General features: G+C 71.7%; 33 protein-coding genes, 1 tRNA gene and 1 pseudogene. 19 read left to right on the top strand and 16 right to left on the bottom strand.

Annotation, left to right across the window (positions count from 1 at the left end; translation table 11 throughout):
* Window positions 1-210: 210 nt before the first annotated feature.
* From IO39_RS10450 to IO39_RS50455, 5 genes are all read left to right on the top strand, one after another.
* Window positions 211-855: a response regulator gene (locus tag IO39_RS10450; protein ID WP_043619712.1), complete on the top strand. Its 645-nt coding sequence runs from the start codon at window positions 211-213 to the stop codon at window positions 853-855.
* Window positions 856-1686: 831 nt separating this feature from the next.
* A complete protein-coding gene (locus IO39_RS10445; RefSeq protein WP_157548150.1) occupies window positions 1687-1950 on the top strand; it encodes a hypothetical protein in 264 nt (87 codons plus the stop codon).
* Window position 1951: 1 nt separating this feature from the next.
* Entirely contained in the window at window positions 1952-2686 is a 735-nt protein-coding gene (locus IO39_RS10440) for a prolipoprotein diacylglyceryl transferase (RefSeq protein WP_043619710.1), read from the top strand.
* The gene (locus IO39_RS10435; protein ID WP_043619707.1) at window positions 2683-4200 is read left to right on the top strand and encodes a radical SAM protein; all 1518 of its coding nucleotides are present in this window, start codon (window positions 2683-2685) and stop codon (window positions 4198-4200) included. The genes IO39_RS10440 and IO39_RS10435 overlap by 4 nt, the downstream gene beginning before the upstream one ends.
* Entirely contained in the window at window positions 4197-4502 is a 306-nt protein-coding gene (locus IO39_RS50455) for a hypothetical protein (protein ID WP_245641899.1), read from the top strand. The genes IO39_RS10435 and IO39_RS50455 overlap by 4 nt, the downstream gene beginning before the upstream one ends.
* 385 nt (window positions 4503-4887) lie before the next feature.
* On the opposite strand, the gene IO39_RS10425 is transcribed toward IO39_RS50455, so the two are convergent.
* Window positions 4888-5346 (bottom strand): MaoC family dehydratase, encoded by a 459-nt coding sequence (locus tag IO39_RS10425; RefSeq protein ID WP_043619705.1) that lies wholly within the window; start codon window positions 5344-5346, stop codon window positions 4888-4890.
* 11 nt (window positions 5347-5357) lie between these two features.
* A complete protein-coding gene (locus IO39_RS57575; RefSeq protein WP_043619703.1) occupies window positions 5358-5735 on the bottom strand; it encodes a hypothetical protein in 378 nt (125 codons plus the stop codon).
* A gap of 153 nt (window positions 5736-5888) precedes the next feature.
* On the opposite strand from IO39_RS57575, the gene IO39_RS57570 reads away from it, so the two are divergent.
* Window positions 5889-6170, top strand: a complete 282-nt coding sequence (locus IO39_RS57570; RefSeq protein ID WP_245641909.1) for a hypothetical protein — start codon at window positions 5889-5891, stop codon at window positions 6168-6170.
* On the opposite strand, the pseudogene IO39_RS57565 reads toward IO39_RS57570, so the two are convergent.
* Window positions 6065-6280 (bottom strand): annotated as a pseudogene (locus IO39_RS57565) (sigma factor); the annotation flags it as partial. The gene IO39_RS57570 and the pseudogene IO39_RS57565 sit on opposite strands and share 106 nt — an antisense overlap.
* Window positions 6281-6458: 178 nt before the next feature.
* On the opposite strand from IO39_RS57565, the gene IO39_RS10410 reads away from it, so the two are divergent.
* Complete coding sequence (locus IO39_RS10410) at window positions 6459-7640, top strand: ATP-binding protein (protein ID WP_043619699.1); 1182 nt, start codon at window positions 6459-6461, stop codon at window positions 7638-7640.
* A 91-nt stretch (window positions 7641-7731) separates the two neighbouring features.
* Here the strand turns inward: IO39_RS10410 and IO39_RS10405 are convergent, their stop codons facing one another.
* Together IO39_RS10405 and IO39_RS10400 are read right to left on the bottom strand one after the other, a co-directional pair.
* Window positions 7732-8523 (bottom strand): MauE/DoxX family redox-associated membrane protein, encoded by a 792-nt coding sequence (locus IO39_RS10405; RefSeq protein ID WP_245641898.1) that lies wholly within the window; start codon window positions 8521-8523, stop codon window positions 7732-7734.
* Window positions 8524-8528: 5 nt separating this feature from the next.
* Entirely contained in the window at window positions 8529-9476 is a 948-nt protein-coding gene (locus IO39_RS10400) for a hypothetical protein (RefSeq protein ID WP_043619695.1), read from the bottom strand.
* Window positions 9477-9694: 218 nt separating this feature from the next.
* Between IO39_RS10400 and IO39_RS10395 the strand changes: the two genes are divergently transcribed.
* Entirely contained in the window at window positions 9695-10183 is a 489-nt protein-coding gene (locus IO39_RS10395) for a SigE family RNA polymerase sigma factor (protein WP_052422698.1), read from the top strand.
* Between the two features lie 84 nt (window positions 10184-10267).
* On the opposite strand, the gene IO39_RS10390 is transcribed toward IO39_RS10395, so the two are convergent.
* Window positions 10268-10756, bottom strand: a complete 489-nt coding sequence (locus IO39_RS10390; protein WP_342671410.1) for a MarR family winged helix-turn-helix transcriptional regulator — start codon at window positions 10754-10756, stop codon at window positions 10268-10270.
* 103 nt (window positions 10757-10859) lie between these two features.
* Here IO39_RS10390 and IO39_RS10385 point away from each other — a divergent pair, with 103 nt between their 5' ends.
* The 3 genes from IO39_RS10385 (at window position 10860) to IO39_RS10375 (ending at window position 12763) form a co-directional block, all read left to right on the top strand.
* Window positions 10860-11423 carry a YceI family protein gene (locus IO39_RS10385; protein WP_043619691.1) on the top strand — a complete coding sequence of 188 codons (564 nt, stop codon included), beginning with the start codon at window positions 10860-10862 and terminating at the stop codon, window positions 11421-11423.
* Window positions 11424-11652: 229 nt separating this feature from the next.
* Window positions 11653-11742 (top strand) — tRNA-Ser (locus IO39_RS10380).
* A 481-nt stretch (window positions 11743-12223) separates the two neighbouring features.
* Entirely contained in the window at window positions 12224-12763 is a 540-nt protein-coding gene (locus IO39_RS10375; RefSeq protein ID WP_043619690.1) for a GNAT family N-acetyltransferase, read from the top strand.
* Between the two features lie 15 nt (window positions 12764-12778).
* Here the strand turns inward: IO39_RS10375 and IO39_RS10370 are convergent, their stop codons facing one another.
* Entirely contained in the window at window positions 12779-13015 is a 237-nt protein-coding gene (locus IO39_RS10370; RefSeq protein WP_157548148.1) for a helix-turn-helix domain-containing protein, read from the bottom strand.
* Between the two features lie 282 nt (window positions 13016-13297).
* Here IO39_RS10370 and IO39_RS50450 point away from each other — a divergent pair, with 282 nt between their 5' ends.
* From IO39_RS50450 to IO39_RS10355, 3 genes are all read left to right on the top strand, one after another.
* Complete coding sequence (locus tag IO39_RS50450; RefSeq protein ID WP_169789044.1) at window positions 13298-13555, top strand: cell division protein CrgA; 258 nt, start codon at window positions 13298-13300, stop codon at window positions 13553-13555.
* Window positions 13556-13625: 70 nt separating this feature from the next.
* Complete coding sequence (locus IO39_RS50445) at window positions 13626-13967, top strand: DUF1275 family protein (protein WP_052422696.1); 342 nt, start codon at window positions 13626-13628, stop codon at window positions 13965-13967.
* An 18-nt stretch (window positions 13968-13985) separates the two neighbouring features.
* Window positions 13986-14234: a hypothetical protein gene (locus tag IO39_RS10355; protein WP_043619686.1), complete on the top strand. Its 249-nt coding sequence runs from the start codon at window positions 13986-13988 to the stop codon at window positions 14232-14234.
* Window positions 14235-14238: 4 nt separating this feature from the next.
* On the opposite strand, the gene IO39_RS54280 is transcribed toward IO39_RS10355, so the two are convergent.
* From IO39_RS54280 to IO39_RS10340, 4 genes are all read right to left on the bottom strand, one after another.
* Complete coding sequence (locus IO39_RS54280) at window positions 14239-14376, bottom strand: hypothetical protein (RefSeq protein ID WP_157548146.1); 138 nt, start codon at window positions 14374-14376, stop codon at window positions 14239-14241.
* 89 nt (window positions 14377-14465) lie between these two features.
* Window positions 14466-14840 carry a VOC family protein gene (locus IO39_RS10350; protein ID WP_043619684.1) on the bottom strand — a complete coding sequence of 125 codons (375 nt, stop codon included), beginning with the start codon at window positions 14838-14840 and terminating at the stop codon, window positions 14466-14468.
* Window positions 14841-14842: 2 nt separating this feature from the next.
* Entirely contained in the window at window positions 14843-15220 is a 378-nt protein-coding gene (locus IO39_RS10345) for a VOC family protein (protein WP_043619682.1), read from the bottom strand.
* A 257-nt stretch (window positions 15221-15477) separates the two neighbouring features.
* On the bottom strand, window positions 15478-16482 hold the full coding sequence (locus IO39_RS10340; protein ID WP_245641897.1) for a S1 family peptidase: 1005 nt from the start codon (window positions 16480-16482) through the stop codon (window positions 15478-15480).
* 302 nt (window positions 16483-16784) lie between these two features.
* Here IO39_RS10340 and IO39_RS10335 point away from each other — a divergent pair, with 302 nt between their 5' ends.
* Window positions 16785-17243: a hypothetical protein gene (locus tag IO39_RS10335; protein WP_157548144.1), complete on the top strand. Its 459-nt coding sequence runs from the start codon at window positions 16785-16787 to the stop codon at window positions 17241-17243.
* A 104-nt stretch (window positions 17244-17347) separates the two neighbouring features.
* Here the strand turns inward: IO39_RS10335 and IO39_RS10330 are convergent, their stop codons facing one another.
* The 3 genes from IO39_RS10330 to IO39_RS56690 all read right to left on the bottom strand — a co-directional run bounded on the left by IO39_RS10330 (window position 17348) and on the right by IO39_RS56690 (window position 19221).
* Entirely contained in the window at window positions 17348-18523 is a 1176-nt protein-coding gene (locus IO39_RS10330; RefSeq protein WP_043619676.1) for an MFS transporter, read from the bottom strand.
* 114 nt (window positions 18524-18637) lie between these two features.
* On the bottom strand, window positions 18638-19090 hold the full coding sequence (locus IO39_RS10325; protein ID WP_211266970.1) for a MarR family winged helix-turn-helix transcriptional regulator: 453 nt from the start codon (window positions 19088-19090) through the stop codon (window positions 18638-18640).
* Window positions 19087-19221: a winged helix-turn-helix transcriptional regulator gene (locus tag IO39_RS56690; protein ID WP_211266969.1), complete on the bottom strand. Its 135-nt coding sequence runs from the start codon at window positions 19219-19221 to the stop codon at window positions 19087-19089. The genes IO39_RS10325 and IO39_RS56690 overlap by 4 nt, the downstream gene beginning before the upstream one ends.
* 7 nt (window positions 19222-19228) lie before the next feature.
* Here IO39_RS56690 and IO39_RS56685 point away from each other — a divergent pair, with 7 nt between their 5' ends.
* On the top strand, window positions 19229-19441 hold the full coding sequence (locus IO39_RS56685; protein WP_211266968.1) for a hypothetical protein: 213 nt from the start codon (window positions 19229-19231) through the stop codon (window positions 19439-19441).
* 45 nt (window positions 19442-19486) lie between these two features.
* The gene (locus tag IO39_RS10315) at window positions 19487-20767 is read left to right on the top strand and encodes a TIGR04013 family B12-binding domain/radical SAM domain-containing protein (RefSeq protein WP_245641896.1); all 1281 of its coding nucleotides are present in this window, start codon (window positions 19487-19489) and stop codon (window positions 20765-20767) included.
* A gap of 15 nt (window positions 20768-20782) precedes the next feature.
* Here IO39_RS10315 and IO39_RS10310 read toward each other — a convergent pair whose 3' ends face one another.
* Together IO39_RS10310 and IO39_RS10305 are read right to left on the bottom strand one after the other, a co-directional pair.
* On the bottom strand, window positions 20783-21031 hold the full coding sequence (locus IO39_RS10310; protein ID WP_043619672.1) for a hypothetical protein: 249 nt from the start codon (window positions 21029-21031) through the stop codon (window positions 20783-20785).
* Between the two features lie 248 nt (window positions 21032-21279).
* The gene (locus IO39_RS10305) at window positions 21280-21789 is read right to left on the bottom strand and encodes a VOC family protein (protein ID WP_043619669.1); all 510 of its coding nucleotides are present in this window, start codon (window positions 21787-21789) and stop codon (window positions 21280-21282) included.
* Window positions 21790-21957: 168 nt separating this feature from the next.
* On the opposite strand from IO39_RS10305, the gene IO39_RS10300 reads away from it, so the two are divergent.
* Window positions 21958-22146: a hypothetical protein gene (locus IO39_RS10300; protein WP_043619667.1), complete on the top strand. Its 189-nt coding sequence runs from the start codon at window positions 21958-21960 to the stop codon at window positions 22144-22146.
* Window positions 22147-22337: 191 nt separating this feature from the next.
* Window positions 22338-23771 (top strand): xylulokinase, encoded by a 1434-nt coding sequence (locus IO39_RS10295; RefSeq protein ID WP_043619665.1) that lies wholly within the window; start codon window positions 22338-22340, stop codon window positions 23769-23771.
* Window positions 23772-23870 lie beyond the last annotated feature (99 nt).

Below are 23870 nucleotides of genomic sequence, written 5' to 3'. Positions count from 1 at the left end.
AGGGTGGGCGACCGGGAGGGCCGGGGAGGGGCAAGGGCTGGGAGCGGGAGGGGCTGGGAGGGGCTGGGAGCGGGAGAGCCGGGGAGTGGCAGGGGCTGGGAGCGGGAGAGGTGGGGAGGGGGCTGTGAGGTTTGGCCGGCGGCGTTGGGCGGTCGGTGGACGACGGTCGCGGGCTCGTGGGGGCCGTGACCGAGTTGGTGGAGGTGGAAGATGACCATCAGGGTGCTGGTGGCTGACGATCACGCGGCGGTCCGGGCCGGGATCGTGCTGATTCTGGACGGGGCGGACGACATCGAGGTCGTGGGCGAGGCCGGTGACGGTGAGGAGGCCGTGACCATGGCCAGGGAGTTGCGGCCCGATGTGGTGTTGATGGACGTACGCATGCCCCGGCTCGACGGCATCTCCGCCACCCGGCAACTGGCGGGCGTCTGCGATGTGCTGATTCTGACGACGTTCGACATCGACGAGTACGTGTTCGGCGCCCTGCGCGCCGGGGCGGCCGGGTTCCTGCTGAAGAACACCGACGCCGAGGCGCTGGTCGAGGCGGTCCGGGTGGTGGCCCGGGGCGACGGGCTCATCTCGCCCGGGGTCACGCGGAAACTCATCTCGGCCTTCGCCGAGCAGCTGCCCGTACGGCGGGAGGCGGGGGCCGATCCGGCGAGCCTGACGCCTCGGGAGCGAGAGGTGCTGGCCTGCATCGGGCGGGGGCTCTCCAACGCCGAGATCGCCAGAGAGCTGGACATGGCGGAGGCCACGACCAAGACGCATGTCAGCCGGGTGCTGAGCAAGCTGGGGTTGAAGAGCCGGGTGCAGGCTGCGATCTATTACTCGGACTACCACTCCGAGGGCGTGTAGGACTCCCGAGGTGCTTCGGTCGGGTCGGGGCGCTGCGGGAGGGAGCGTGGGCGGTCCGCACACTGTGCCGTCCCTCGGCTGTGCCGTGCGGGGGATCGGCCGGGTGTGGGCTGTGCGTGGATGGTGCGGGCGGTGCTGAAGGCGGGAGAGTTGAGGGGTGCTCGGATGTGAGGTGGATGGGGAGCTGACAAGTAGGGGTTCCTGGTCGGGTTCTGCTGCGATGGTCAAGGTTCAGGGGGCAGACTTCTGTCTGCGGCCATCGCCTGTTCTCCTTCGACCCTGGATTGCACACCATTCGGAGGAGCGCGCGATGGCCGTCACCACTTTCCGGCGCTGTGCCTCGTGAACGGGCCCGATGCGTACGGCGCCGCCGGCGTTCCCCTGCGCGCGCCACGTGGTCGGCGCGGGTGGGCGGTCGCGGTGGTGAGGGTGTTGATCGGATGCCGATCGACGGTGCCTAGTCTGATCACGACTAGGGGGTAGACCAAGCCAATGAGTACAACACCACCGTCATCGCCGCCTCCCGGGGAGCCCGGCAAAGAATCCGGGCAGCCCCCGCACGGGCAGCCTCCCCAGGGCCAGCCCCCGTACGGGCAACCGCCCCAGGGGCAGCCCTCGCACGGGCAGCCTCCGCACGGGGGGCCTTCCCCGGGGCAGCCCCCGTACGGGCAACCTCCGTACGGGCAGGCTCCTCACGGGCCTGGGGGTCCGTATGGTGGGGGGCCGCCGCATGGCCAGGGCGGGTACGGCGCGCCACCGCCGCCGCCGCCCCCACCACCCGCCGGCTCCACCGGCTCCACCGGCGTGTTCATTGGGATGATCTTCGCCGGCATGTCCATCTACAGCGTCATCAACGTCGTGATCGGCTTCGTCACCTTCGTCATCGCCATGGACGGCCGGGGCGACCCCACCCCCTACCTGATCACCGGTGCCGTGCTGCTGGCGCTGGCCGGCCTCGGCGCCGGCATCTGGTTGTTCTTCGTGCGCCGGTCCTGGACCAGAGGGCTCGGGCTGGGGCTGATGATCGGATGGGCGCTGTGGTCGATCCTGTCGGCGGGCATCTGCACCGGCATCAACCCGAGCCTGTACACCTGACATGCCGCCCTACCACGAGATCTTCGTCGGCCTCGGCGTGCTGGTGGCGGCCGTCGTCTTCGTACGGGAGGCGCGCAGGCGCGGCGCGTTCAACGAGCAGTCGCTGACGGCCGTGGCCGGAGCCCTGGTCGGCGGCGCGATCGGGATGCGGCTGGCGGGCTGGCTGGAGACGTTCGACGCCGAGAACCTGTGGCTGTACGGCTCGCGCAGCATCCTCGGCGGCCTGACCGGCGCGTACGCGGGCGTCCTGGTCGCCAAGAAGGTCATCGGCTACAAGGAGCGCACGGGCGACCTGTTCGCCCCGGCCGTGGCGCTCGGCATGGCGGTGGGCCGGATCGGCTGCCATCTGACGGAGGCGCCCGGCAGGCCCACGGACCTGCCGTGGGGCGTGCACGCCCCGCCGACGACCCCGGAGTGCCCCGGCTGCCTCACCGGGCAGGCCATGCACCCGTCGTACGTCTACGAGATCATCTTCCAGCTCGCCGCCTTCGCCGCGATGATGTGGGCGCGCCGGCGGCTCACCCAGCCGGGCGAGCTGTTCACGCTCTACCTCGCCGCCTATGCCGCCTTCCGTTTCCTCGTCGAGTTCACCAGGGCCAACGAGACGGTCTGGCTCGACCTGACCAGGCCGCAGTGGTTCCTGGCGCCGGGGCTGCTGCTGCTCGCCCTCAGGCTCGAGTACGGCCGGCGCCGCGGCTACTATCGACCTCTTTTCGAACGGAAGGTCATGACATGAGTGCAGGGATGGGCCTGCGGGGCGACCGCATCCTCAGGTACGTCAACGCGTTCTGCCCGCACTGCCACGGCCGCGACCTGGACCGGGTCGAGCGGCTGAGCGGTTACCTGGCCGAGCGCGACGGCCGGGTGTGGCTGGAGCGCGGATGCCGCGAGCATGGCTTCATCCGCACGCTGTACGACGAGGACCCGGAGATCCTGAGCTATCTGGAGGAGTGGACCGCTCCCACCAAGCGGCACCTGCCCGACACCCCCGGCAACTTCGACCCGATCCCCGCCGCCTACCTGCGCGGCCTCCCGGAGCTCCAGACCCAGCACACCTGCATCCTGCTCGAGGACATCGCCGAAGCGTGCAACCTGCGCTGCCCCACCTGCTTCGCCGACAGCTCGCCCGACCTGACCGGCCTCGTCCCGGTCCCCGACGTGCTGGCCAACGTCGACCAGCGCCTGCGCAGGGAGAACGGCCGGCTGGACGTCCTCATGCTGAGCGGCGGCGAGCCCACGCTCCACCCCGAGCTGAAGACCCTCCTCGCCGAGCTGAGCGCCCGCCCGATCACCCGCATCCTGATCAACACCAACGGCGTGCTCATCGCCAGGGACGACGCCCTGCTCGACCTGCTCACCGAGCACAGGGAGCGGGTCGAGGTCTATCTCCAGCACGACGGCGTCTCGGCCGCGGCCTCCCGGCACCACCGGGGCGGCGACCTGACCCGGGTCAAGGCGCAGGCCGTCGCGCGGCTGTCGGAGCGGGAGATCTTCACCACCCTCGTCATGACCGCCGCGCTCGGGGTGAACGACGGCGAGATCGGCGACGTCGTACGCCTCGCGCTCGACACCCCGTACGTCGGAGGCGTCTCCCTGCAACCCCAGTTCGGCTCCGGCAGGTCGGGCGCCATCGACCCGCAGGACCGCCTCACCCACACCGGCGTGCTCAAGCGCCTCGGCCCGCAGACCGGCGGCCTGGTCACCTGGCGCGACCTGACCGCTCTGCCCTGCTCGCACCCCCACTGCTGCTCGGTCGGCTACCTCATCCGCGACGACGCCCGCCAGTGGCGCTCCCTCACCCGGCTGATCGGGCACGACCGGCTCAAGGAGCACCTGGGCCTGGTCTCCAACCGCATCGCCGACAGCGAGATCCCGCGCGAGCTGCGGCTGGCCGTCCAGGAGTCGCTGCTCGGCCTGCTGTCGGAGCAGTCGTCGCTGTCGCATCCGCAGGTCGGCGACCTGTGGCGGACCATCTGCGAGAACTGCGACCTCGGCGTCTCCACCCTGCTCACCCTCGCCTCCTCCGCTCTGCCGGGCCGGCGCAGGAAGCTGCGCAGGATGCTCGGAGAGCGGGTGGTGCGCATCACGGTCAAACCGTTCATGGACCTCTCGACCATGATCGAGGAGCGGCTCACCCAGTGCTGCGTGCACGTCGGCACGCGGGCCGAGCAGGACCAGTGCGCCCCGTTCTGCGCGGTGCAGGCCTGGCCGCAGCTCTCCCGCCAGCGCCTCTCGGCGGTGGCCAGGTGACCCAAGACACCCCGCCGACCCCAGGGAACCCGCCGACGCCGGGCACCCCGACGCAGGACGGCCGGGGCGCGAAGGAGCCGTACGATCCGCTCCGGTTGTGCGTGTACGCGACCGTCGCGCTGCTGGCCTGGCTGCTCGGCCCGTGGGCGGTGCTGGGGTTCGCGGCGCTCGGCTTCGCGGGCTACTGGAAGGCGCGGCGGGCCGGGCTGTCCCGGAGCAAGTGTTTCCTCCGGGACACCCGGCTCGTGCTGGCCTACCTCGGCCTCATCGCCCTGGCCGCCCTGGCGGCGATCATTCTGTGACGGCCATTCTGTGACGGCCGTCAGGTTCAGGATGGTGAGCTCCTTGCCGCCCCCGCGCGTCACGGTCCGGCACGAGCCCTTCCCGCACTTCTCGGAGTAGCGCTGCCCGGCGTCCCAGTAGACCGTGGTGGGCGGCGCGGATGAGGAGGCGCCCATCGCCACGGCGCCGCCGCGCACGCCGGCGGTTTCTCATGGATGCCGGCCGCCGTCCCGGTGGCCAGGTCGTACACGACCGACACCGGCGAGGGCCCCGCGGAGTGGACGCCGAAGAGCGCGTACCGGTCGCCGAGCAGCCAGCGCGCGCCGTGGGGGCGCAGCATCACCGAAGCTCGTCGAAATCCTCCACGAACCCAGGGAGCGCGTTACGGGAGCAGCTGTTGCACGCCTATTCGGCGGGCACGTACAGGCTGAGGGTCTCGGCGACGCAGGCCGGGCGCCTCTCGCCCTCGATCTCGATCGTCATCTTCAGCGTGGACAGGTAGCCGGCGGGGGTGCCCTTGACGTCGGTGAGCTCGCCGACGGCGCGCACGCGCGAGCCGACGGGGACCGGCCTGGGGAAGCGCACCTTGTTCAGGCCGAAGTTGACGCCCATCGCGATGCCCTCGACCTTGACCAGGGCGAACATGAACGACGGCAGCAGCGACAGGGTCAGGTAGCCGTGCGCGATCGTGCCGCCGAACGGCCCTTCCTTGGCCCGCTCCACGTCCACGTGGATCCACTGGTGGTCGTCGGTGGCGTCGGCGAAGAGGTTGACCTGGTCCTGGGTGACGGTGCGCCACTCGGTCGGGCCGAACTTCTCGCCGACGGCCGCCTTGAGCTCCTGAACATTCGCGAAGGTCCGCATGGCCCCGAACGCTATTGGGCGGACGGGACGGCTGCCAAGTTCAGCACCTCCCAGGTGCCTGCGTCCTTGCGCCAGTACAGGACCGTGCTGGGCTCGCCCGCCGCGCCGAGTGCCAGTGTCCGGGCGGCGATCGTGGCCGTCGAACCGGTCTCGACGTCGTGGACGCCGTTCTTCAGCGGTACGAAGCGGTTGAGCAGCGGCGCCATCGACAGCGGCTTCGGATGGCCGAAGACGCCGTCGATCTCGCGCAGGTCGTTTCCGTCGATCCGCTGCAGGAAACTGCCCTTGGCGGTGCGGCCAAGGCACCAGTGCGGGCCGCAGCGCACGCCCTTCGCTCCAGGCCGGCTGTCGACCTCCTGGGAGGTGATGACGGTGAGGTCCACCAGCACCGTCTGGTTGCGGTCGCCGACGTCGGGACCGGCCAGCGCGTCGCTCGCCCACGGCCACCGCAGCAGGTGCAGGCCGTCCGTGGCGGCGATCCGGCCGGGCGTGCCGCCGGCCAGGGGAAGACGCCAGACATGCCGGTGAGCGGGAGTCGGTGCGTGCCGTCGGGGCCCACCGCGGGCAGCCGCGGCAGCGTGGCCAGCTCCTTCCACAGCTCGCCGAACGCGTGCACGTCCGTGTACGAGCCCTCGGGCAGCTCGTTCGTCAGGTGCTCCCTGCGCCGCCTGCGCCACCAGCTGATGTGCTGCCTGGCCATGGTCGTGCGGACGTACGCCTCCGGGTTGTCCTTGTTGCGGACCCGCTTCCAGGAGTCGCTCAGCTTGAGCAGCGCCTCCTGGACCAGATCGGCGGCGTCGTCGGCGTTGCCGGTGAGCACGTAGCCGTACCGGAGCAGGGCCGGGCCCCGCGCCCGTACGAAATCGTCGAACTCCACATCTCCTCGACGCGGCGGAGGCTCTGGCCTGTTGCAAAGATCTTTACTCGAAACCATCGCATGGATGTTCGAGTCCGCGCTACAGTCTTAGGTGCCGCAATCGAACAGGGGTTCGGCCTGGTGAGAGGGGGTGTGTCCGATGACGGTGCTCGCGCCCGCCCCTGCTCGGACACGCCGTAGCACTTTCTTCCCCAATCTAAGACGGCCGCTATATCCGGCAATAAAGTCCGAGAGCGTGGACCCTGTGCGAAACCCCTACGCTCCCGGCGCCGGGCAGCGCCCGCCGGAGCTCGCCGGGCGCGACCGCGAGCTGCAGCAGTTCGAAGTCGTGCTGGAGCGGGTGGCCCGCGGCCGTCCCGAGCGCAGCATGGTGGTGACCGGCCTGCGGGGAGTGGGCAAGACCGTCCTGCTCAACACGTTCAAGTCCATGGCCATGCAGCGGCTGTGGGGCACGGGCAAGATCGAGGCCCGGCCCGACCAGTCGATCAGGCGGCCCGTGGCCGCCGCCCTCCACATGGCCGTGCGCGAGCTGGCCCCGCGCCACCGCGCGCCCGAGCGCATCGAGGAGTTCCTCGGCGTGCTCAAGGCGTTCGCGATGCGCGACCCGGCCGCGGCCAAGGGCACCTCCCACTGGTCGCCCGGGATCGAGGTGCCCGCCAGCCGCGGGCGCGCCGACTCGGGCGACCTGGAGATCGACCTCACCGAGCTGTTCGTCGACGCGGCGAGCGTGGCCACCGACCTGGCGGTGGGCATCGCCCTGTTCATCGACGAGATGCAGGACGTGCAGGCCGCCGACGTCTCGGCGCTCTGCGCGGCCTGTCACGAGCTGTCCCAGACCGGCGGCCCGCTGATCGTCGTGGGGGCGGGGCTGCCGCACCTGCCGAGCGTGCTGTCGGCCAGCAAGAGCTATTCCGAGCGGCTCTTCCGCTACGCGCGCATCGACAAGCTCGACCGGGAGGCGGCCGACCTCGCGCTGATCCTGCCGGCCCGCGAGGAGGAGGTGGAGTTCACGCAGGAGGCGCTCGACGCCCTCTACGAGGCCGCCGACGGCTACCCCTACTTCGTGCAGGCCTACGGCAAGGTCGCCTGGGACCTGGCGCCGCGCAGCCCGATCACCCTCGACGACGTCAAGGTCTCCGCGCCGGAGGCCGAGGAGGAGCTGGCGGTCGGGTTCTTCGGCAGCCGCTACGAGCGGGCCACCCCGGCCGAGCGCGACTACATGCACGCCATGGCGCAGATCGGCGACGAGCCGGTGCCGACCGCTGAGGTGGCCGACGCCCTCGGGCGCAAGCCGTCCAGCCTCTCGCCCGCCCGCGACAGTCTGATCAAGAAAGGGCTCATCTACAGCGCCGAGCGCGGCCTGATCGCGTTCACGGTGCCGCACTTCGGGAAGTTCCTGCGCGCTCAGCCCGTGTGAGCCGGGCCCCTAGACCTCTATTGGGCTGTCTAGTGGGGAAGCTAGACAGCCCAATAGAGTTTTATCGAGCGCTCTCTACGGCTCTATAGCGTCAGGCCGATACCGGCGTATAGACCGGCAGAGAGTCGCTGTCCTCCGAGCTGACCACGGCCACCCGCACCGCCGGGCGCCGGCCGCTCAGATAGACGGCGAAGACCACGTCGTCATCGTCGTGGTTGCGGAAGGCGAAGAAGCGCCAGCACAGCTCGCGCCAGGTGTCATACGGCTCGGGCGAGGTCAGCGCGCCCCGGTGGGCCCGCCAGGCGCCGCTCGACCTGAGCCGCGACAGGGTGACCGACTCGGCGGGGCCGGGGCGCTGCTCGCAGGGGGCGCGGTAACGTACGCGGTCGATCAGCTCCTCGATCTCCGGCGACAGCATCGCCAGCAGCGCCACCCCCGCCGCCGTCCACCACGAGGGCGCGGCCGCCGCCTGCCAGCCGGGCACGGTCGCCCACACCGACATCGCGGCCATCCCGGCCAGCGCCACCGCCCTGCCGATCGAGCGCAGCCCGACCGGCGCCGCGCTCACCTCGCCGAAGCAGCCGCAGCCCGCGTCGGGCCGCCGCCTGCGCAGCTCCAGCAGCACGTACGTGGACAGCGCGAAGAACCCGACCGTGCCCCACCGGAACAGCGGATGCGTCGTCAGCAGCAGCCCCGCGGCCAGCACCAGCTCACCGGCCGCGCAGACCAGCAGCGCCGGGGCCTGCCAGCGCTCCGGCACCAGCACCGCGGGCCCCAGCCTGGACAGCGATCCGGGCTCGCCGCCGGAGGTCACGGTGGCCACCTTCGCGGCCGTGCCGAGGACCAACATGACGATCAGGAGCGGGAGCTGCGATTCGAGCACGAGCGTCACCCCAATCCGAGCTGCGCGTTGAAGCATCCCTTGACCAGCTCGCCGCCCAGCTCCACGTAGGAGGACGGCGACAGCTCCGCGACCCGCCCGCGCGGCGAGGTGTCGCACTCCACGCAGCGGTCGCAGAACCGGCCCGCCACGCATCCGCAGGCCACCACGGGCACGTTGGCGGTGCGGTCCGTGCACACGTTCCTGATCTGCAGCAACGACCCCAGCGCCAGGTACGGCAGACCCGCGCACGACACGCCCGTCTGCGCGCAGCCGGTGTCAGAACGTTCCAGCATGGGGTAGCCCGCGCCGCGCTCGTCCTCGTCGAAGGCGTCCGACCAGGTGGCGGTGCCCGCGATGCGGGACTGCAGGCCCGCGTACGCCGGCGGCGGGGGCGGCACCGACCGCGCCGGGTAGGGCGGCTGCGAGGTCGCGGGCAGCAGGGCCAGGCTCGCGCCGTCGCGCCGGACGCCGATGGCGTCGAAGAGGTAGCCGGGCTCGAACTTGGGATGGCGCACCTGGAGGCGCCCCGAGGAGCGGTAGGGGATGACGATCGTCCGGTGGCCCCGGTGCGGCCCGCAGTCGAGCTCGACCGTCAGGTCCTTGCGGCCCTCGATGGACAGGATCGTGCCGGTGATGCGGGTGGTGTCGGCCCAGATGCGCTCGACGACCCGGCCGTCGCGCAGGGCGCGCATGAGCACCATGGAGCCCGCGGGCAGGTCGGCCGGGGCCACCTCGGCGCCGTGCCAGGCGGTCGCCCACGGCGCGATCACCAGCCGTTCCTCGGCGCCTCCGGGCGTCTCGATGGTGATCAGGTGCGGACTCACGTCCAGCACCTCGCCGGCGACCGCGCGTAAGGGCTCGCCGCCGCCCGGGTCGGGGCCGGGGACGCCCTTCTCGCGGCCGAGCGCGGCCGCGGAGAGCACCCGGCGGCGCTCAACGCTCGGATGTCCCATCCGCCCCTCCCTCACTCGGGTACTAGGGTCACATGACTTGAGGGCGGCTCACACCGTACTGGGCCAGAACGGAGCAAAATACGCATCCCTGGGGAAGTGGCTTCACCTACGGCGGCGTACAAACCACCACCGACCTGGACTGACCTTTATCGTCGGCGGGCCGAAACCTGAATTGCGGTTCAGGCACAAAAGGGCATCAGCCTGCGATTCTGGCCACGATGCAGACCACCGGCTGGGAAGACGAGTTCCGCGAGTACGTCAGGGCGCGCGGTCCCGCGCTGCTGCGTGCGGCCCACCAGCTCACCGGGCATCCGCTGGACGCGGAGGACCTGTTGCAGAGCGCGCTGGCCAAGACGTACCTCGCCTGGGAGCGCATCGAGGACCGGGGCGCGCTGGACGGGTACGTGCGGCGGGCCATGGTGAACATCAACATCTCGCAGTGGCGGCGGCGCAAGCTGGAGGAGTACCCGTCGGACGAGCTGCCGGAGCCGGTCTCCTGCGAGCCGGTGGCCTCCGAGGTGCACGAGGCCCTCGAACAGGCGCTGCGGGAGCTGCCCGAGCGCATGCGGGCGGCGGTCGTGCTGCGGTACTACGAGGACATGACGGAGCCGGAGATCGCCAGGACGCTGGGGATCAGCGTGGGGACGGTCAAGAGCACGGTGTCACGGGCGATGGCCAAGCTCCGGACGGCCCTGAGCGCCTCGTGACGTGCTTCACGGGGGTCTCGTGACATGCTTCGCGGGGGTCTCGTGACGTGCTTTGCGGCGATCTCGTGACGTGCTTCGCGGGGATCATGGGGACGTGGTGGCCGCGGGCTCCTCGCTGGCGCCGGCGGTGGCGCAGGGGCGTACCAGCTCCCTGATCTTGCGCAGGCTGGCCAGGAACGCCGCCAGCTCGTCGGGGGACAGCAGCCCCGTGAACCACTCCTCGATGTCGCTCAGGTGCTGCGGCAGCACCGAGGCCAGCCGCTCGCGCCCGGCGTCGGTGAGCACCGCGTAAGAGGCCCGGCGGTCGCTGGCACACGCCTCGCGGCGCACCAGCCCCTCGCGTTCGAGGCGATCGACGACCCTGGTCACCCCGCTGGTGGACAACTGGGTCTGCGCGGCCAGGTCGCTCATCCGCAACCGCTGCCGGGGGGAACGTGCCAATCGGATGACCGTCTCGAAGTCGACCTCGGACAACCCCGACCCGCTCAGTGCCGGCTGCAACCTGCTCATCAACCCGGAGTGAACCTCGGTCAGCAGGCCGACGGCCGTCAGGCGGGGATCGTCAAAGTTCATCACGCTCATACCCTAACGGACGATAGTTGACGCGCGGAATATTCCTCGTGTAGATATTTGTTGCCGCACGCATCTGACCGACCCAACCTCCAAGGAGAACCCGATGAGCACTCGCACCTGGGAGTCCCTGACCATCCCGGCCGCCGGCACGTACAACCTCGACGCGGCCCACACCCGCATCGGCTTCGTCGTCAAGCACATGATGGTGAGCAAGGTCCGCGGCCACTTCGACACCTTCAGCGGCTCGGTCACCATCGCCGAGAACCCGCTGGAGTCGAGCGCCGAGGTCTCGATCCAGGCCGACACGATCAACACCGGCGCCCCCGACCGCGACGGCCACCTGCGCAGCGACGACTTCCTGGCCGCCGACAAGTACCCGCAGATCACCTTCAGGAGCACCCGCGTGGTGGGCCACTCGGGCGACGAGTTCACCGTCGTCGGCGACCTCACCATCCGCGACGTCACCAAGGAGGTCGAGCTCAAGGTCGAGTACGGCGGCGCCGGCACCAACCCGTGGGGCCAGGCCGTCTGGGGCTTCTCGATCAGCACCGAGTTCGACCGCGAGGAGTTCGGCCTCACCTGGAACCAGGCCCTGGAGACGGGCGGCGTGCTGGTGGGCAAGAAGGTCAAGATCGAGATCGAGGGCGAGGCCAACCCGGCCGCCTGACCCTTGCGCCGGCCACTCGGCGTCCCCGCGGATCCTTCCCCAGAACCCTTCCGCGGGGCCTGTCCCGCAGGGTTATCCACAGCCTCGAAGCCCGCCCGAACTCTGGGCGGGCTTCATCCACAGGCAGTTACCCACAGGCTGTTGATAACACTTGGCGAAGGCTGAGGACGCAATCGCTTTGCCGCCTCGCCAGAAGGCCGGTACGCTGTGCTGAGCCGCGCTGGCTCCAGGAGGATTCGCCTAGTCAGGTCTATGGCGCCGCACTGCTAATGCGGTTTGGGTTTACCGCCCATCCGGGGTTCAAATCCCCGATCCTCCGCAGGCAGGAGGCCCTCTCGCCGAACTCGGGGAGAGGGCCTCTTTCGTTGTGGGTGGGTTGTGGATCGGCGCGCTGCAGGGCTGCGCTGTGAGGATCAGACTGTGACCGGCCCACTCATCCCCAGCCTTGAGCCGTCCGGCGGCTGAGGCGTCTTGCGGGCGCGTCCAGAAGGTCAGGAGTCTCGGTGGGTACGGGGAGGCGGCGTCCGTTCCTGCGGCATTTGATGTGATCGGCCGAGGCCCGTGGTCGCCGGCCGGCCAGGCGGGCGGTGGAAGCCCGGTTGGCGAGCGCCCAGCCGACCAGAGCGGTATCCCTTGCTTTGCCGAGTTGTTCTCATAGTGGTCAAGGGCGGCCCTGCGCTCGGCCGCACGCTGCGCGTGCGGCCAGGGGGCCGTTCTCGCGCGCGCCCGTGCTGCGGGCCGCGACGAGGATGAGACACCACGGACCCTAGCCATCTCAACCACGCGGCATTATTCAGATCATGAGCCATCCCGAAGTCCGACTCCGGCAGCTCCAGCCCACCGATGTCGACGCGGTCCACTCCTGGGCCAGCCTCCCCGAGGTCTGCCGGTATCAGGCATGGGGGCCCAACTCTCTCGCCCAGACGCGCAACTTCGTGGCACAAGCCGTGGCCGCATGGCGGGAAGAGCCACAAACACGTTTCGCTTACGCAGCCCTCCATGACGATGAGCTCGTAGGAATGGGAGAGTTCCACATCCGCAGCCTCAACCACGCCCAAGGAGAGATCCAGTACCTCACCCACCCCCGCCTCTGGGGACGCGGCCTGGGTACCGCCATCGGTCGGCGGCTGCTGCGGGTCGGTTTTCACCAACTCGGAATGCACCGCATCTACGCCACCTGCGATCCGCGAAACGTCGCCTCCGCAGCCATCCTGAAGAAACTCGGGATGACAAAGGAAGGCCACCTCCGCCACACCACCAAGTTGCGCGACGGCTGGCGAGACTCCATCTTGTTCAGCATCCTCGACAGCGAATGGACAGACGACCCCGACCGGGGATAGCGCGGGAAGATGCTCTTATGGGGGATCTCTGGGGCGCGATTCCCCGTACACGAGGCAGTACAGCTCGGCGTACTCGTCGTCGGGCTTGTGCCTGCCGCTCTCGTGATCGCGAATGCGGCGGACCATGCTCTCGGGCTCGGGCATGGGCCGGTCAGCCACGGCAGCCAGCCGCAGGGCGAGGTCCCGCTGCGACCACTTTCGTCTGGTCCGCTCCACGCGTAGCCGGCCGGCCCAGGCCGGAACCCTGCTCATGACGTGCACCTCCACGGGGGCGGACACGGGCGCTCATCCGGGTGCGCCTCCGGTGTCCTCTTCGCAGTCGTATCACGAGCGGCTGTGATGCTCATGTGCGACGGGACACGAACTCTGCGTGCGCCGCGTGAGGCCGATGGGCATCTGCTGGAGGTGCTCCGGGGGTTGCGTGGGCTTGCGCGGCGCGAAGGTCAGGTGATCTCTTGCTGGATCGTTCCCTGAGGTTCTGGGAGGATGCGGGGCATACGGGGATCACTGGACGCTATCTGAGGGGCGAGGCCGGTGCCGGAGTTTCAGGGTCGTCAAGGAGCGTCTCGTGTCGCGGCGCGGCCGGCGTGGTGGCCGCTCGTCGCGATGGTGGCCTCGTGGGTCATCGGGTTTCTGTGGATCGTCCTGTACTACGTGAATCCGGCGCTGCCGGTCCTCAGTGAGCTGGGGAACTTCAACCTGCTGGTCGGGTTCGGTCTCTTCTTCCTGGGGGTCGTCTTTCTGCTGGCCTTCGTGGTGATGGCGATCACGGCGGCGCGTCGCCGCAGGTAGGACCCGCGGCTTCCGGGGTGTTCGCGGGTGGCGGTGGGTCATCGTCGCGCAGAGTGGCGACGGTATGCGTATGGCGGGGCTCTCGGTGTTCGGTCTGGCGCTCGCGGCGGGGGCCGTCGACGCGCTGAGCTACCTGGCGCTCGGGCAGGTGTTCACCGCGAACATGACCGGGAACGTCGTCCTGCTCGGGCTGGCGCTCGGTCTCGGGCGGACGGCGCACGCGGTCGGGTCCGGGGTGGCGTTCGCAAGCTTCTGCGCCGGGCTGGCCGCCGGGTTCGTGCTGATACGGCGGGCGGGCCGTGACCGCGCGCTGGAACCGGGACGGCCGCCGTCGCTGACCTCCGGGACGTGGCGCCGCGCCGGCTTCGTCGAGGAGCACGGCTACCGCTTCTGGAGCGGCGGCAAGGGCTGAGCGCCCTATGATTGGCGCATGGGTGACCGGCTCGGCGAGTTATGGACGTTGCTCGGCTACGTGGTGGGGCTGCTGCTCGTGCCGTACGTGCGGGAGGGCCTGGCCGCCCTCATCGACAGCGCGGTGCTGAGCGAGGTCCTGGTCATGTGCCAGATCCTGTTCGCGGTGGGGATCCTCTTCATCCTGGCCCGTCTCCTCTTCCGGGGCGTCCGATGGCTGGTCACGGCGCCGGCCCGCCGGGCACGAGGTCGGGAAGCCCCGTCCTGACGGTTCAGCTCAGCAGGGCGAAGGCGCGGGCGAACGCCACCACGTACGCCAGCACGATGCTCGCAGCGTCGACGGCCACCGTCTGGCGGCGGCGGTCGACCCGAGCGACGACGGCCCGGCGAGGAGGCCGAACAGCGCCCATGGGAGCGCTGGTCGGCCCGCTGTCCGCCCTGGGCACGCGGCTGAGTGTCGCCGCGCTCGTGCCGGATCGCGTCGGCCTGCCGGCCCCCGCTACTCCTCCAGGACCGACAGGATGTTGCCCGAGGGGTCGGTGAACCAGGCGATGGGCGGGCCGCCGGTGTCGCGGGCGATGCCGCGGTCGTCCTGGCCCATGCCCTCGTAGTGCTCGAAGCGCACCCCGCGCGCCGCCAGGTCGTCCACCGTCCGGTCGATGTCCGCGACCGGGAAGTTGAGGATCGTGAACGTGGCCGGCACGTGGGCCTCGCCCTTCGGGTAGACCAGCACGTCGGCGCCGCCGCCGAGGTGCAGCGTGAGCATGCCGCCGGACTCGGAGACCCGCAGGCCCAGCGTCTCGCCGTAGAACTCGCGCGCGGCCGCGACGTCGTGCACCGAGAAGCCGCTGTACGCCTTCGTCCCGCCGAGCATCCCTACATCCCCTCCCGGTGCTCATCGCTGAGCTGGATGATCTGCACGTAGTTGCCGTCGGGGTCGATCGCCGTGGCGAAGAGGCTGCCGTCGCGGTCCTCCAGCTCGGCCAGCCACCGCACGCCGGCCCGCTCCATCCGGGCGGCCACGGCGCGGGCGTCCTCGACGTCGAAGTTCAGTATCACCCTGCCGGGCTCCGGATTCTTGTCCGCCACGTCCGCCCGCGTGTCGATGAACAGGTGGAACTCCCCGAACTTCAGCACGCGGTACCCGTTGACGTCGGTGTTCTCCTGGGGGTCGAGCGCGGCGGCGTACCAGGTGCGCAGCCGGTCGGGGTTGGTGCTGGACAGCAGCAGGCTGCCCAGAACGGGTCGCTTCATCGCGAGCTCCTCTGTCGTCGGTGCTGGAAGGTGCCTTCCCACGACAGACCCGGCGGCCGGCGAAAACTCATCGCCGGCCGCCGGGGAAAGCTGGTGAAGCGCGGGCCGGTCCGGGCTAGGGGATCGGCCGGTGGTGCGGGGGCCGGTCCGGGCTAGGGGATCGGCCGGTGGTACGAGGGCTGGTCCGGGCTAATGGACCGGCCGGTGGTGCGCCGGCCGGTCCCGAGTGGTGCGGGCCCGGCCGGGTGGTGCCTGGGTCAGCCTGTGGTGAGGGTGAGTCCGTAGGCGCTCAGCGCCTCGTTGACCGGCTGGTGGTACGTCGTGCCGCCGGTCGAGCAGTTGCCCGAGCCGCCGGAGGTCATGCCCTGGGCCTGGCTGCCCGAGATGAACGAGCCGCCGGAGTCGCCGGGCTGGGCGCACGCGCTGGTGCGGGTCAGGCCGGTGACGGTGCCCTGGGCGTACCTGACGGTGGCGTTGTGCTGCTGGATGGTGCCGCAGCGCCAGCCGGTGGTCGAGCCGGAGCGGCAGATGGACGCGCCGACGGAGGCCTGCGTGGAGCCGCGTACGGTCACGTTCGCGCCGCCGGAGCCGCGCACGTACGGGGTGGGGGTGTTGCCGGGGGCGGCGACCCAGGCGTAGTCGTTGCCCGGGAACGACGAGCCCTGGAAGGTGCCCGTCGGGTTGGTGGTCCTGGCGCCGACCCGGCCGCAGTGCCCGGCGGTGACGAAGCCGGGAGTGCTGCCCCTGGTGACGGAGAAGCCGACGCTGCACCGGCTGGAGCCGATGTAGTAGGCCGTACCGCCGATGATGTTGATGAACGGCGTCGGCCGCTCGGCCGTCGCCGCCACGGTCACCGCGCTCCTGTCCACGCCCGCCGCGGCGACGAGGGCCTCGGCGGCCTCGACGGTCGGGGCCTGCACGGAGACGGTGTTGGTCTTCACGTCGACGAACCAGAGCGCGGCTCCGGCCGTGACCTTCCTGGGTGCCTGGTCGAGCGCCCGCATGACGCCGTTGAGCTGGTCCAGCGAACGCGGGACCACGACGGGCTGGGCGCCCTGCGCCTCGATGGCCTTGGTGGCCGCCGCGTCGGTGGTGGCGACCATGAGCTTGGAGGCGTCGTCGTTCAGCCAGGCTCCGCCGAACGAGCCGCCCAGTGCGGTGGTGAGGCTCGACTCGGTGGCGGCGGCGCGCTCTTCGTTGGCCAGCCGGGTCACGACCTGGGCCTCGGTGAGGCCGAGGTCGCGCTCGAGCGCGTCGATCATGGAGGGGGGTGCGGGGGGCGCAGCTTGAGGCGCCGGTTCGGCGGCTGCTGGGCTGAGCGGGGTGGCCAGGCAGACGGCGAGGATGGCGCCGCCTACCAGCGCACAGCGTTTACTCAACATGTGCACTCCTCGGGTGGGGGTGCTGTCAAGCTAACGGTTGCTTTGCCTCCTGTTAGATACCAAGTTGAAAGTATTTCGGTGTTATGGAGGCTTTCCGGTCCTGGTGCCGCGTGCGGGATTCGCCGCCTTTAAGGCGAAGGGGCTGAGGGGCGGCTAGGGTGCCGTGGCTGGAGGTGTTCTCTGTGCGCAATGGTGTTCGTCATCTGCTCGGCGCCGGCACAGGATTGCTGGCCACCCCGCTGATCGCGGCGGGTCTTCTCTACTACGCGAGCGGCCTGGCGGCCTCCGCGTGGCTGGCGGTGGCCGTGCTCGCGGCCACCATGGCCGTGGCCGGCGTCCTGGCGGGGTCGCGGATCTCGCCGCTGGCCTCGCTGGTGCCCGGGCTGGCCCTCGCGGCGGCGGCGGCGCTGGCGTACGCGCCGTGGGCGGCGGTGACGGGGCTGGTTCCGGCCGGGTACGCGCGGGCGTACGACGGGCTGGTCGGCACCTGGGCGCTGCCGGCCGCGTGCGTGCTGCTGGCCGCCTCGGCCTTCCCCTCCCGCTGGCGCGCCGCCGCCGCGCGGGAGGAGCCGGCCGAGGAGGAGGCGCCGGCGGTCCCCGAGCCGCCGCCGCTGCCCAAGCGCATCCCGTCCCGCTACTGACGGGTGCGCTCCGCCGGGGCCGCGTCCGTCACCGGGCGCGTTCCATCGGGTGCCAGGGTGCGTCCGTGACCGGGCGCGTCCCGCCGGGTGCCGGGCCGCGTCCGCTACCGGACGCGTCCCGTGGTGCGCCGAGCCGCGCGGCCCGCCGGCAGGGCGATCAGCAGGGCGATCAGCGCGTACGGCAGCGTCAGGAGCGCGAAGGTCGCCCCGTGCGACATGTGCGCCGACGCCGCCCCGTACGCGCCGTAGACGCCCAGCGTCACGACGTTCGTGCCCAGGCCCGCGACCGAGGTCACGGTGGCCCTGGCCGGGCCGGTGATCCGGTCCTGCAGCCGCGCGTCGGCCAGCACCTGGGCGAGCTGGAACGCTCCCAGGGCCAGCGCGATCAGCACGAACCCGGCCGGATGGCCGCTGAGCGCTCCCGCGGCCATGACCGGGACGGCCGACGCGAGCAGCAGCGCGTACGCGCGGGGCGGCAGGCGCCGCTCGGCCGGCTCCGCCAGCAGGCCGCCCGCCGTGACGCCGGCCCAGACCAGGAGGATCAGCAGCGGGACGGCGGCCCTGGTCACGCCGGTCTCGGCCGCCAGGTAGGGGGCGTACTCCTCCAGCGCGCCCCAGATCGCGGTCACGAAGGCGACCAGCAGGACCGCGCGCAGCACGCCCCGGTCCGCGCGGACCAGCCCGAAGCCCTGCCCGAGCGTCGCCAGGTAGCCCCGGCCCCCGGCGGCGGCGCGCTGCCGGTGCTCCGGCAGGGTCAGCGCGACGGCCGCGGTCACGACGCAGGCCGCCACGCTGGCCAGGCCCGTGAGGAGGTAGCCGCCGGTCGCGACGACGGGAGAGGCCAGGCCGGCGGCCGTGGCGGCGCCGGCCAGGCCGAGGGCGGTGGCCCGGCCCATGACGCCGGCGTAGCGGTGGGCCTGGCCGCGCCGCGCCAGCTCTTCGTACGCCAGCGCCTCGTACGCGCCGGACACCAGCGCCTCGCCCGCCCCCCACAACACGAAGCCGGCCGCGAACACCCAGGGGGAGGGGAACAGCACCCACAGGGCGAAGCCGGCGCCGCTCAGCAGCGGCCCGAGGCAGAGCAGCAGCCGCCGGGAGACGGCGTCGGCCCAGGCCCCCGAGGGGATCTCCAGCACCATGCCCGTCACCGACCAGATGACGAACAGGGTGGAGACCTCGGCGACGGAGAGACCGGTGTCGGTGAACAGCAGCGCGTACACCGGATAGATCAGGATGAATTCGCCCAGGAACGCGTAGGCGTACAGCGAAATGACAAGCATGGGACCTTCCAGGGGGGACGAACGGGGACTCCGAGTGCTCGTCGCCTCGGAGGCCCGCGCGCCCCGCGCCGGCCCCTGGTTATGCATCAATGTCGCCAGGTCATGCCGGCGATTCTACGCGGAGACGTCCCCCATGCGCGCGCGGAAGGAGCGGCGCTCCAGCGCCTCCAGCGTGGCGGTCATGACCTGCTCCAGCGGCACGGGCAGCTCCGCGTCCAGCTCGCGCAGGGCTCGCTCCGAGGCCGCCCATTCGGCCTCGATCAGGGGGAGCGCGGCGCGGGCCCGGTCGGTGAGGTGGACGATCCGGTGGCGGGCGTCGGAGCCCTTCTCCAGCGAGACGAAGCCGTCGCGGCGCATCTGGACCACGGTCTGGCTGGCCGCCGAGTGGGTCACGCCGATCGCCCCGGCCAGGTCGCGGATGGCCAGCGGCCCGCGCGCCACCAGCGCGCGCACGACGGGCGAGTAGCGGGGGCGGTAGTCGGGCAGGCCGTGCTCGGCGTAGACCTCGGCGACGGCGCCGTCCATCAACTCGTGCACGTGCCGCATCAGGGTGCCCAGTCCGATCACCGGTTCAATGTAACAGCGCTTTCGGTCTCGCTCTCCGGCAGCGGGATCCACTTGTGCGACCAGGCCACCAGCTCGTCCAGCACCGGCCGCAGTTCCTGGCCCATCTCCGTCAGGTGGTATTCGACCCGCACCGGCGAGGTGGCCGGCACTCAACGGCTGCGCCAGGTGGTCAGCACGCTGAAGATGGTCCCGGTGCTGGAAGGCGTGATCATCCCCTTCGTGCCGCAGCACGTGGGCGAGGACGGCACGCTGCGCCCCAGCGACGTGATGGCGGCCGGCGCCGACGCCATGCTCGCCGAGCTGGCCAAGCTCACCCGCCCGCTGCGCGCGATGCGCATGGCGGGGGCCTGAGCTGCCGCGGTGCGCATGGCGGAGGCCTGAGCTACGCTGCCGGACGTGGCGCAGGCAGTGTGTGTGGTGGTCCGCTATCGCAAGGCGGTGACGTACGGCGTGCACGCGCTGCTCGCCGCCCTGGAGACCGCGCAGGTCGAGCACGAGCTGCGCCTGGGCACCACCCCGGAGGAGACCGCCGCGCACATCCTCGGCACCGAGGCCGGCCGCGTGCTGGTCCTGTGGTCGTTCTACTCCCCCGACGCCGAGGCGATGGCGGCCGAGCTGGCCGTGGTCAAAGAGCTGAGCGGCGGGCGCGGGCTGCACATCGCGGGCGGCGTGCACGCCACGGCCGAGCCGCAGCAGGTCATCGACGCGGGCTGGGACCTGGCGGGCATCGGCGAGGGCGAGTCCACGATCATCGCCCTCGTACGCGCGCTGCGGGCGGACGAGCCGCTCACCACCGTGCCCGGACTGGCGATCAAAGACGCCGATGGCGTCGCGCTGCGCACCAGGCCGGCGCCGCAGCTCCCGCTCGACGCCTTCCCCTCGTTCGTCGGCAGGAGCGGCCCGATCGAGATCACCCGGGGCTGCCGCTACACGTGCCGCTTCTGCCAGACGCCGTTCATGTTCGGCGGGCAGTTCCGGCACCGCTCGGTGGCGAGCGTGCGCGAGCACGTGCGGGGCATGGTCGCCAGGGGCCTGCGCGACGTGCGCTTCATCACGCCGACCTCGCTCTCGTACGGCTCGCCGGGGCCCGACCCCGACCTCGGCGCGGTGGAGGAGCTGCTGGCCGGGGTCAAGGAGGAGCTGCCGCCGCACGGCCGGGTCTTCTTCGGCAGCTTCCCCTCCGAGGTGCGCCCCGAGCACGTCACGCCCGAGGCGATGCGGCTGCTCAAGCGCTACGTCGCCAACGACAACCTGATCATCGGCGCCCAGTCCGGCAGCGACCGGGTGCTGGCCGCCTCCGGGCGCGGCCACGACACCTCGCCCGTGCGCGACGCCGTCAGGATCGCGGTCGAGCACGGCTTCCGGCCCAACGTCGACTTCATCTTCGGCATGCCGGGGGAGTCGGAGGAGGACCAGGCGCAGTCGCTCCGGCTCGCCGCCGACCTGGCCGACCTCGGGGCCCGCATCCACACCCACACGTTCATGCCGCTGCCCGGCACGCCGTGGCGCGACGCCGAGCCGGCGTTCATCCCGCTGGCGACCATGAGCGAGCTCGACCGGCTGGCCCAGCGCGGCGACGCCTACGGGCACTGGCGCAAGCAGGCCGAGCACGCCGTGCGGCTGGCCGAGACGGCCAAGGCCTACCCGCGCAGGACCCGCCGCCGGCGCACCGGCTAGCCGGACGGGCCCTCGTCACGTGGGGCGCGGGCCGTCGTCGTCCTCCTCCAGGGTGCGCAGCACGCGCTCGAAGGCGTCGCCGATCGGGCGCAGCGCCTGCGAGAACGCGTTGACGAGCGGACCGAAGATCTCGCTCACCTCGGACACGATGTCGGGACTCTTGTGCTCGGGAGGCGACCAGCGCATCGCGTCGGCGCTCAGCGTCTCCCACTCGTCGACGACGCCGTCGATGGCGTCGAGGACATGATCAGGATCACTCGGCATGACCGTTCTCCGTGCGGGCGTGGAGGAAGGGCCGACACACCCACGGTACTTCAGATGAGCCCGCGGCACTCCGGGCGGGGTCGCGGTATTTCGGACGGGCCCGCGGCGCGCCGGGCGGGGGCGCCGGGCAGGCGCGTCGGGCGGGGGCGTCGGGCGGGGGCGTCGGGCGGGGGCGCCGGGCGGGGGCGCCGGGCGGGGATGGAGACGCGCGGGCGGGGTCGCCGTCCTGCGGACGGGCCCGGCGCGTGTCAGGCGGGGATGGAGACGCCCACGCCGCCCCGGGTCGTGGCGCCGTACCGCTGCTTGTCGGCGGCCAGGTCGAGGGGGCGGATGCTGCTCCGCCCGGCGAGCAGCTCGTCGGTCAGCAGCGCGGCGGGCACCAGCCACGACACCTCGAACTCCAGCCCGTCGGGGTCGCGCGCGTACAGCGCCTTGGTGGTGCTGTGGTCGGAGGCGCCGACCAGCGCGCCCAGCTCGGTCAGCGTGGCCTGGATGCGCTCCAGCTCCGCCAGCGTGTCCACCTCCCACGCCAGGTGGTAGAGGCCGACGGAGGTGCGCCCGGCCCCGGAGGGGGCCGCGTCCTCGCCGATCTGGAACAGCCCGAGGTCGTGGTCGTTGGAGGAGCCGGGCGCCTGGAGGAAGGCGGCGCCCCGCATGCCCATGACGACCTCGAAGCCGAGGGCCTCCCGGTAGAAGGCGACGCTGCGCTCGACGTCCCGGACGTAGAGGACCGCGTGGTTGAGCCGCTGCACCGGCATGACTGCCCCTTTCCGCAGGAGTCCCGCAGGAAGTATATGAGCGTTCAACTACATCGGGAGGGCGGGCGGGGACCCGTCCGGTCCGGCGGGAACACGCTGGAGCGGGAGCGCGCGAAGAGTCGTGCGCAGGCCGTAGTGTCCTGCGGGTACCCGACTGAGGAGAGGCCGATGCACGACACCGAAGAGGCGCTGTTCAGGGCTGTTCACGGGATCGCGGGCCGGTTCGCCGGACAGCCCGTGCCCGTGGTGATGGACGCTTTGCTGCGCCACCTGCCCAAGGCTCCCGGCCTCGAGGTGGCGGAGATCAGGAAGATCGCCGAGGAGATCAGCGTGGGACGCGATCCTTCGGGCCTGTGAACGACCGCTTGTGAAGAGCTGATCGCCAGGGGAGCATCGAGTCATGTCCGAGCCCACCCCTGACGATCGATTCACCGTCGATCGGTGGCCGGCCGGCCGCAGGCGCGCGATCCTGAGCCGGCTGCGCGGCGCGGATACCATTTCTCCCATCTGAACCAGCTTGCGCTGGAGCACTTGTTAGGAGTTCGTGGGTGACGCTGGTCGCTGGGGTCGATTCCTCCACGCAGAGTTGCAAGGTCGTCATTCGAGACGCTGAGACGGGAGAGCTGGTACGCCAGGGCCGCGCCGCGCATCCGGCGGGCACCGAGGTGCACCCCTCCCACTGGTGGACCGCGTTACTGCGGGCCATCGAGGAGGCCGGCGGGCTGGACGGCGTGGCCGCCATCAGCGTCGGCGGGCAGCAGCACGGCATGGTCTGTCTCGACGAGTCCGGAAACGTCGTGCGCGACGCCCTGCTGTGGAACGACACCCGCTCCGCTCAGGCCGCCACCGACCTGATCGCCGAGCTGGGCGGGCCGCGGGCGTGGGCCGAGGCCGTGGGCCTGGTGCCGGTCGCCTCGTTCACGGTGACCAAGCTGCGCTGGCTGGCCGAGAACGAGCCGGACAACGCCCGCCGCACGGCCGCCGTCTGCCTGCCGCACGACTGGCTCACCTGGCGGCTGTCGGGGGCGCTGGCCTCCGGCGTGCCGTTCTCCGTGGCGGGCTGGGCCGACGCGCCGCTGCCGCCGCTGTCCCACCTGGCCACCGACCGGGGTGACGCCTCGGGCACCGGATACTGGTCGCCCGCGACCGGCGCCTACCGTACCGACCTGCTCAAGGCCGCCTTCGGCGCCGTCCCGCTGCTGCCCAGGGTGCTGGGGCCGGCCGACGAGGTAGGCGCGGCCGTCGCGGGCGGGGCCGGCCCGGTGCTGATCGCGCCGGGCACCGGCGACAACATGGCCGCCGCGCTCGGCGTGGGCGCCCGGCCGGGCGACGTCGTGGTGTCGCTGGGCACGTCCGGCACGGTGTTCGCGGTCACGGAGACGCCCAGCGCCGACCCGACCGGCGCGGTCGCCGGCTTCGCCGACGCGACCGGGCGCTTCCTGCCGCTGGTGGCCACGCTCAACGCCGCCCGCGTCATGGACGCCGCCGCCCGCATCGGCGGCGTCTCGCTCGACGAGCTCAGCGCGCTCGCGCTCCAGGCGCCTCCGGGGGCCGACGGGCTCGTGCTGGTGCCGTACCTGGAGGGTGAGCGCACCCCCAACCGGCCCACCGCCACCGGCTCCGTCCACGGGCTCACCCTCGCCACCTCGACCCCCGCCCACCTGGCCCGCGCGGCCATCGAGGGCATGCTGTGCGGCCTGGCCGACGCGCTCGACGCGCTGGCGATGCGGCCGGAGCGGGTGCTGCTGATCGGCGGCGCGGCCCGCTCGGAGGCGGTACGCCGGATCGCGCCGACCATCTTCGGCGTCCCGATCACGGTGCCGCCGCCCGCCGAGTACGTCGCCGACGGCGCCGCCCACCAGGCGGCCACGCTGCTGACCTCGCCCGACTGGCGCTCGGGCGACACGGCCACGTACGAGGGGGAGGCGATCCCGCGGATCCGCGAGCGCTACGCCCGCGCCACGGGCCACATCCTCGACTGACCGCTCCCGCCGCCCCGCCCGGCACCCCCGCGGGGCGGCCCTGCCCGCTCCGGGTTCCCGTCCCCGGGGTCAGGGGTGGGGTCAGGGTCGGGCCAGGGA

This window comes from Nonomuraea candida (assembly GCF_000725485.1).
In the GTDB taxonomy this organism is placed as follows: Bacteria; Actinomycetota; Actinomycetes; order Streptosporangiales; family Streptosporangiaceae; genus Nonomuraea; species Nonomuraea candida.
This window is presented reverse-complemented; position numbering and strand designations above follow the sequence as displayed.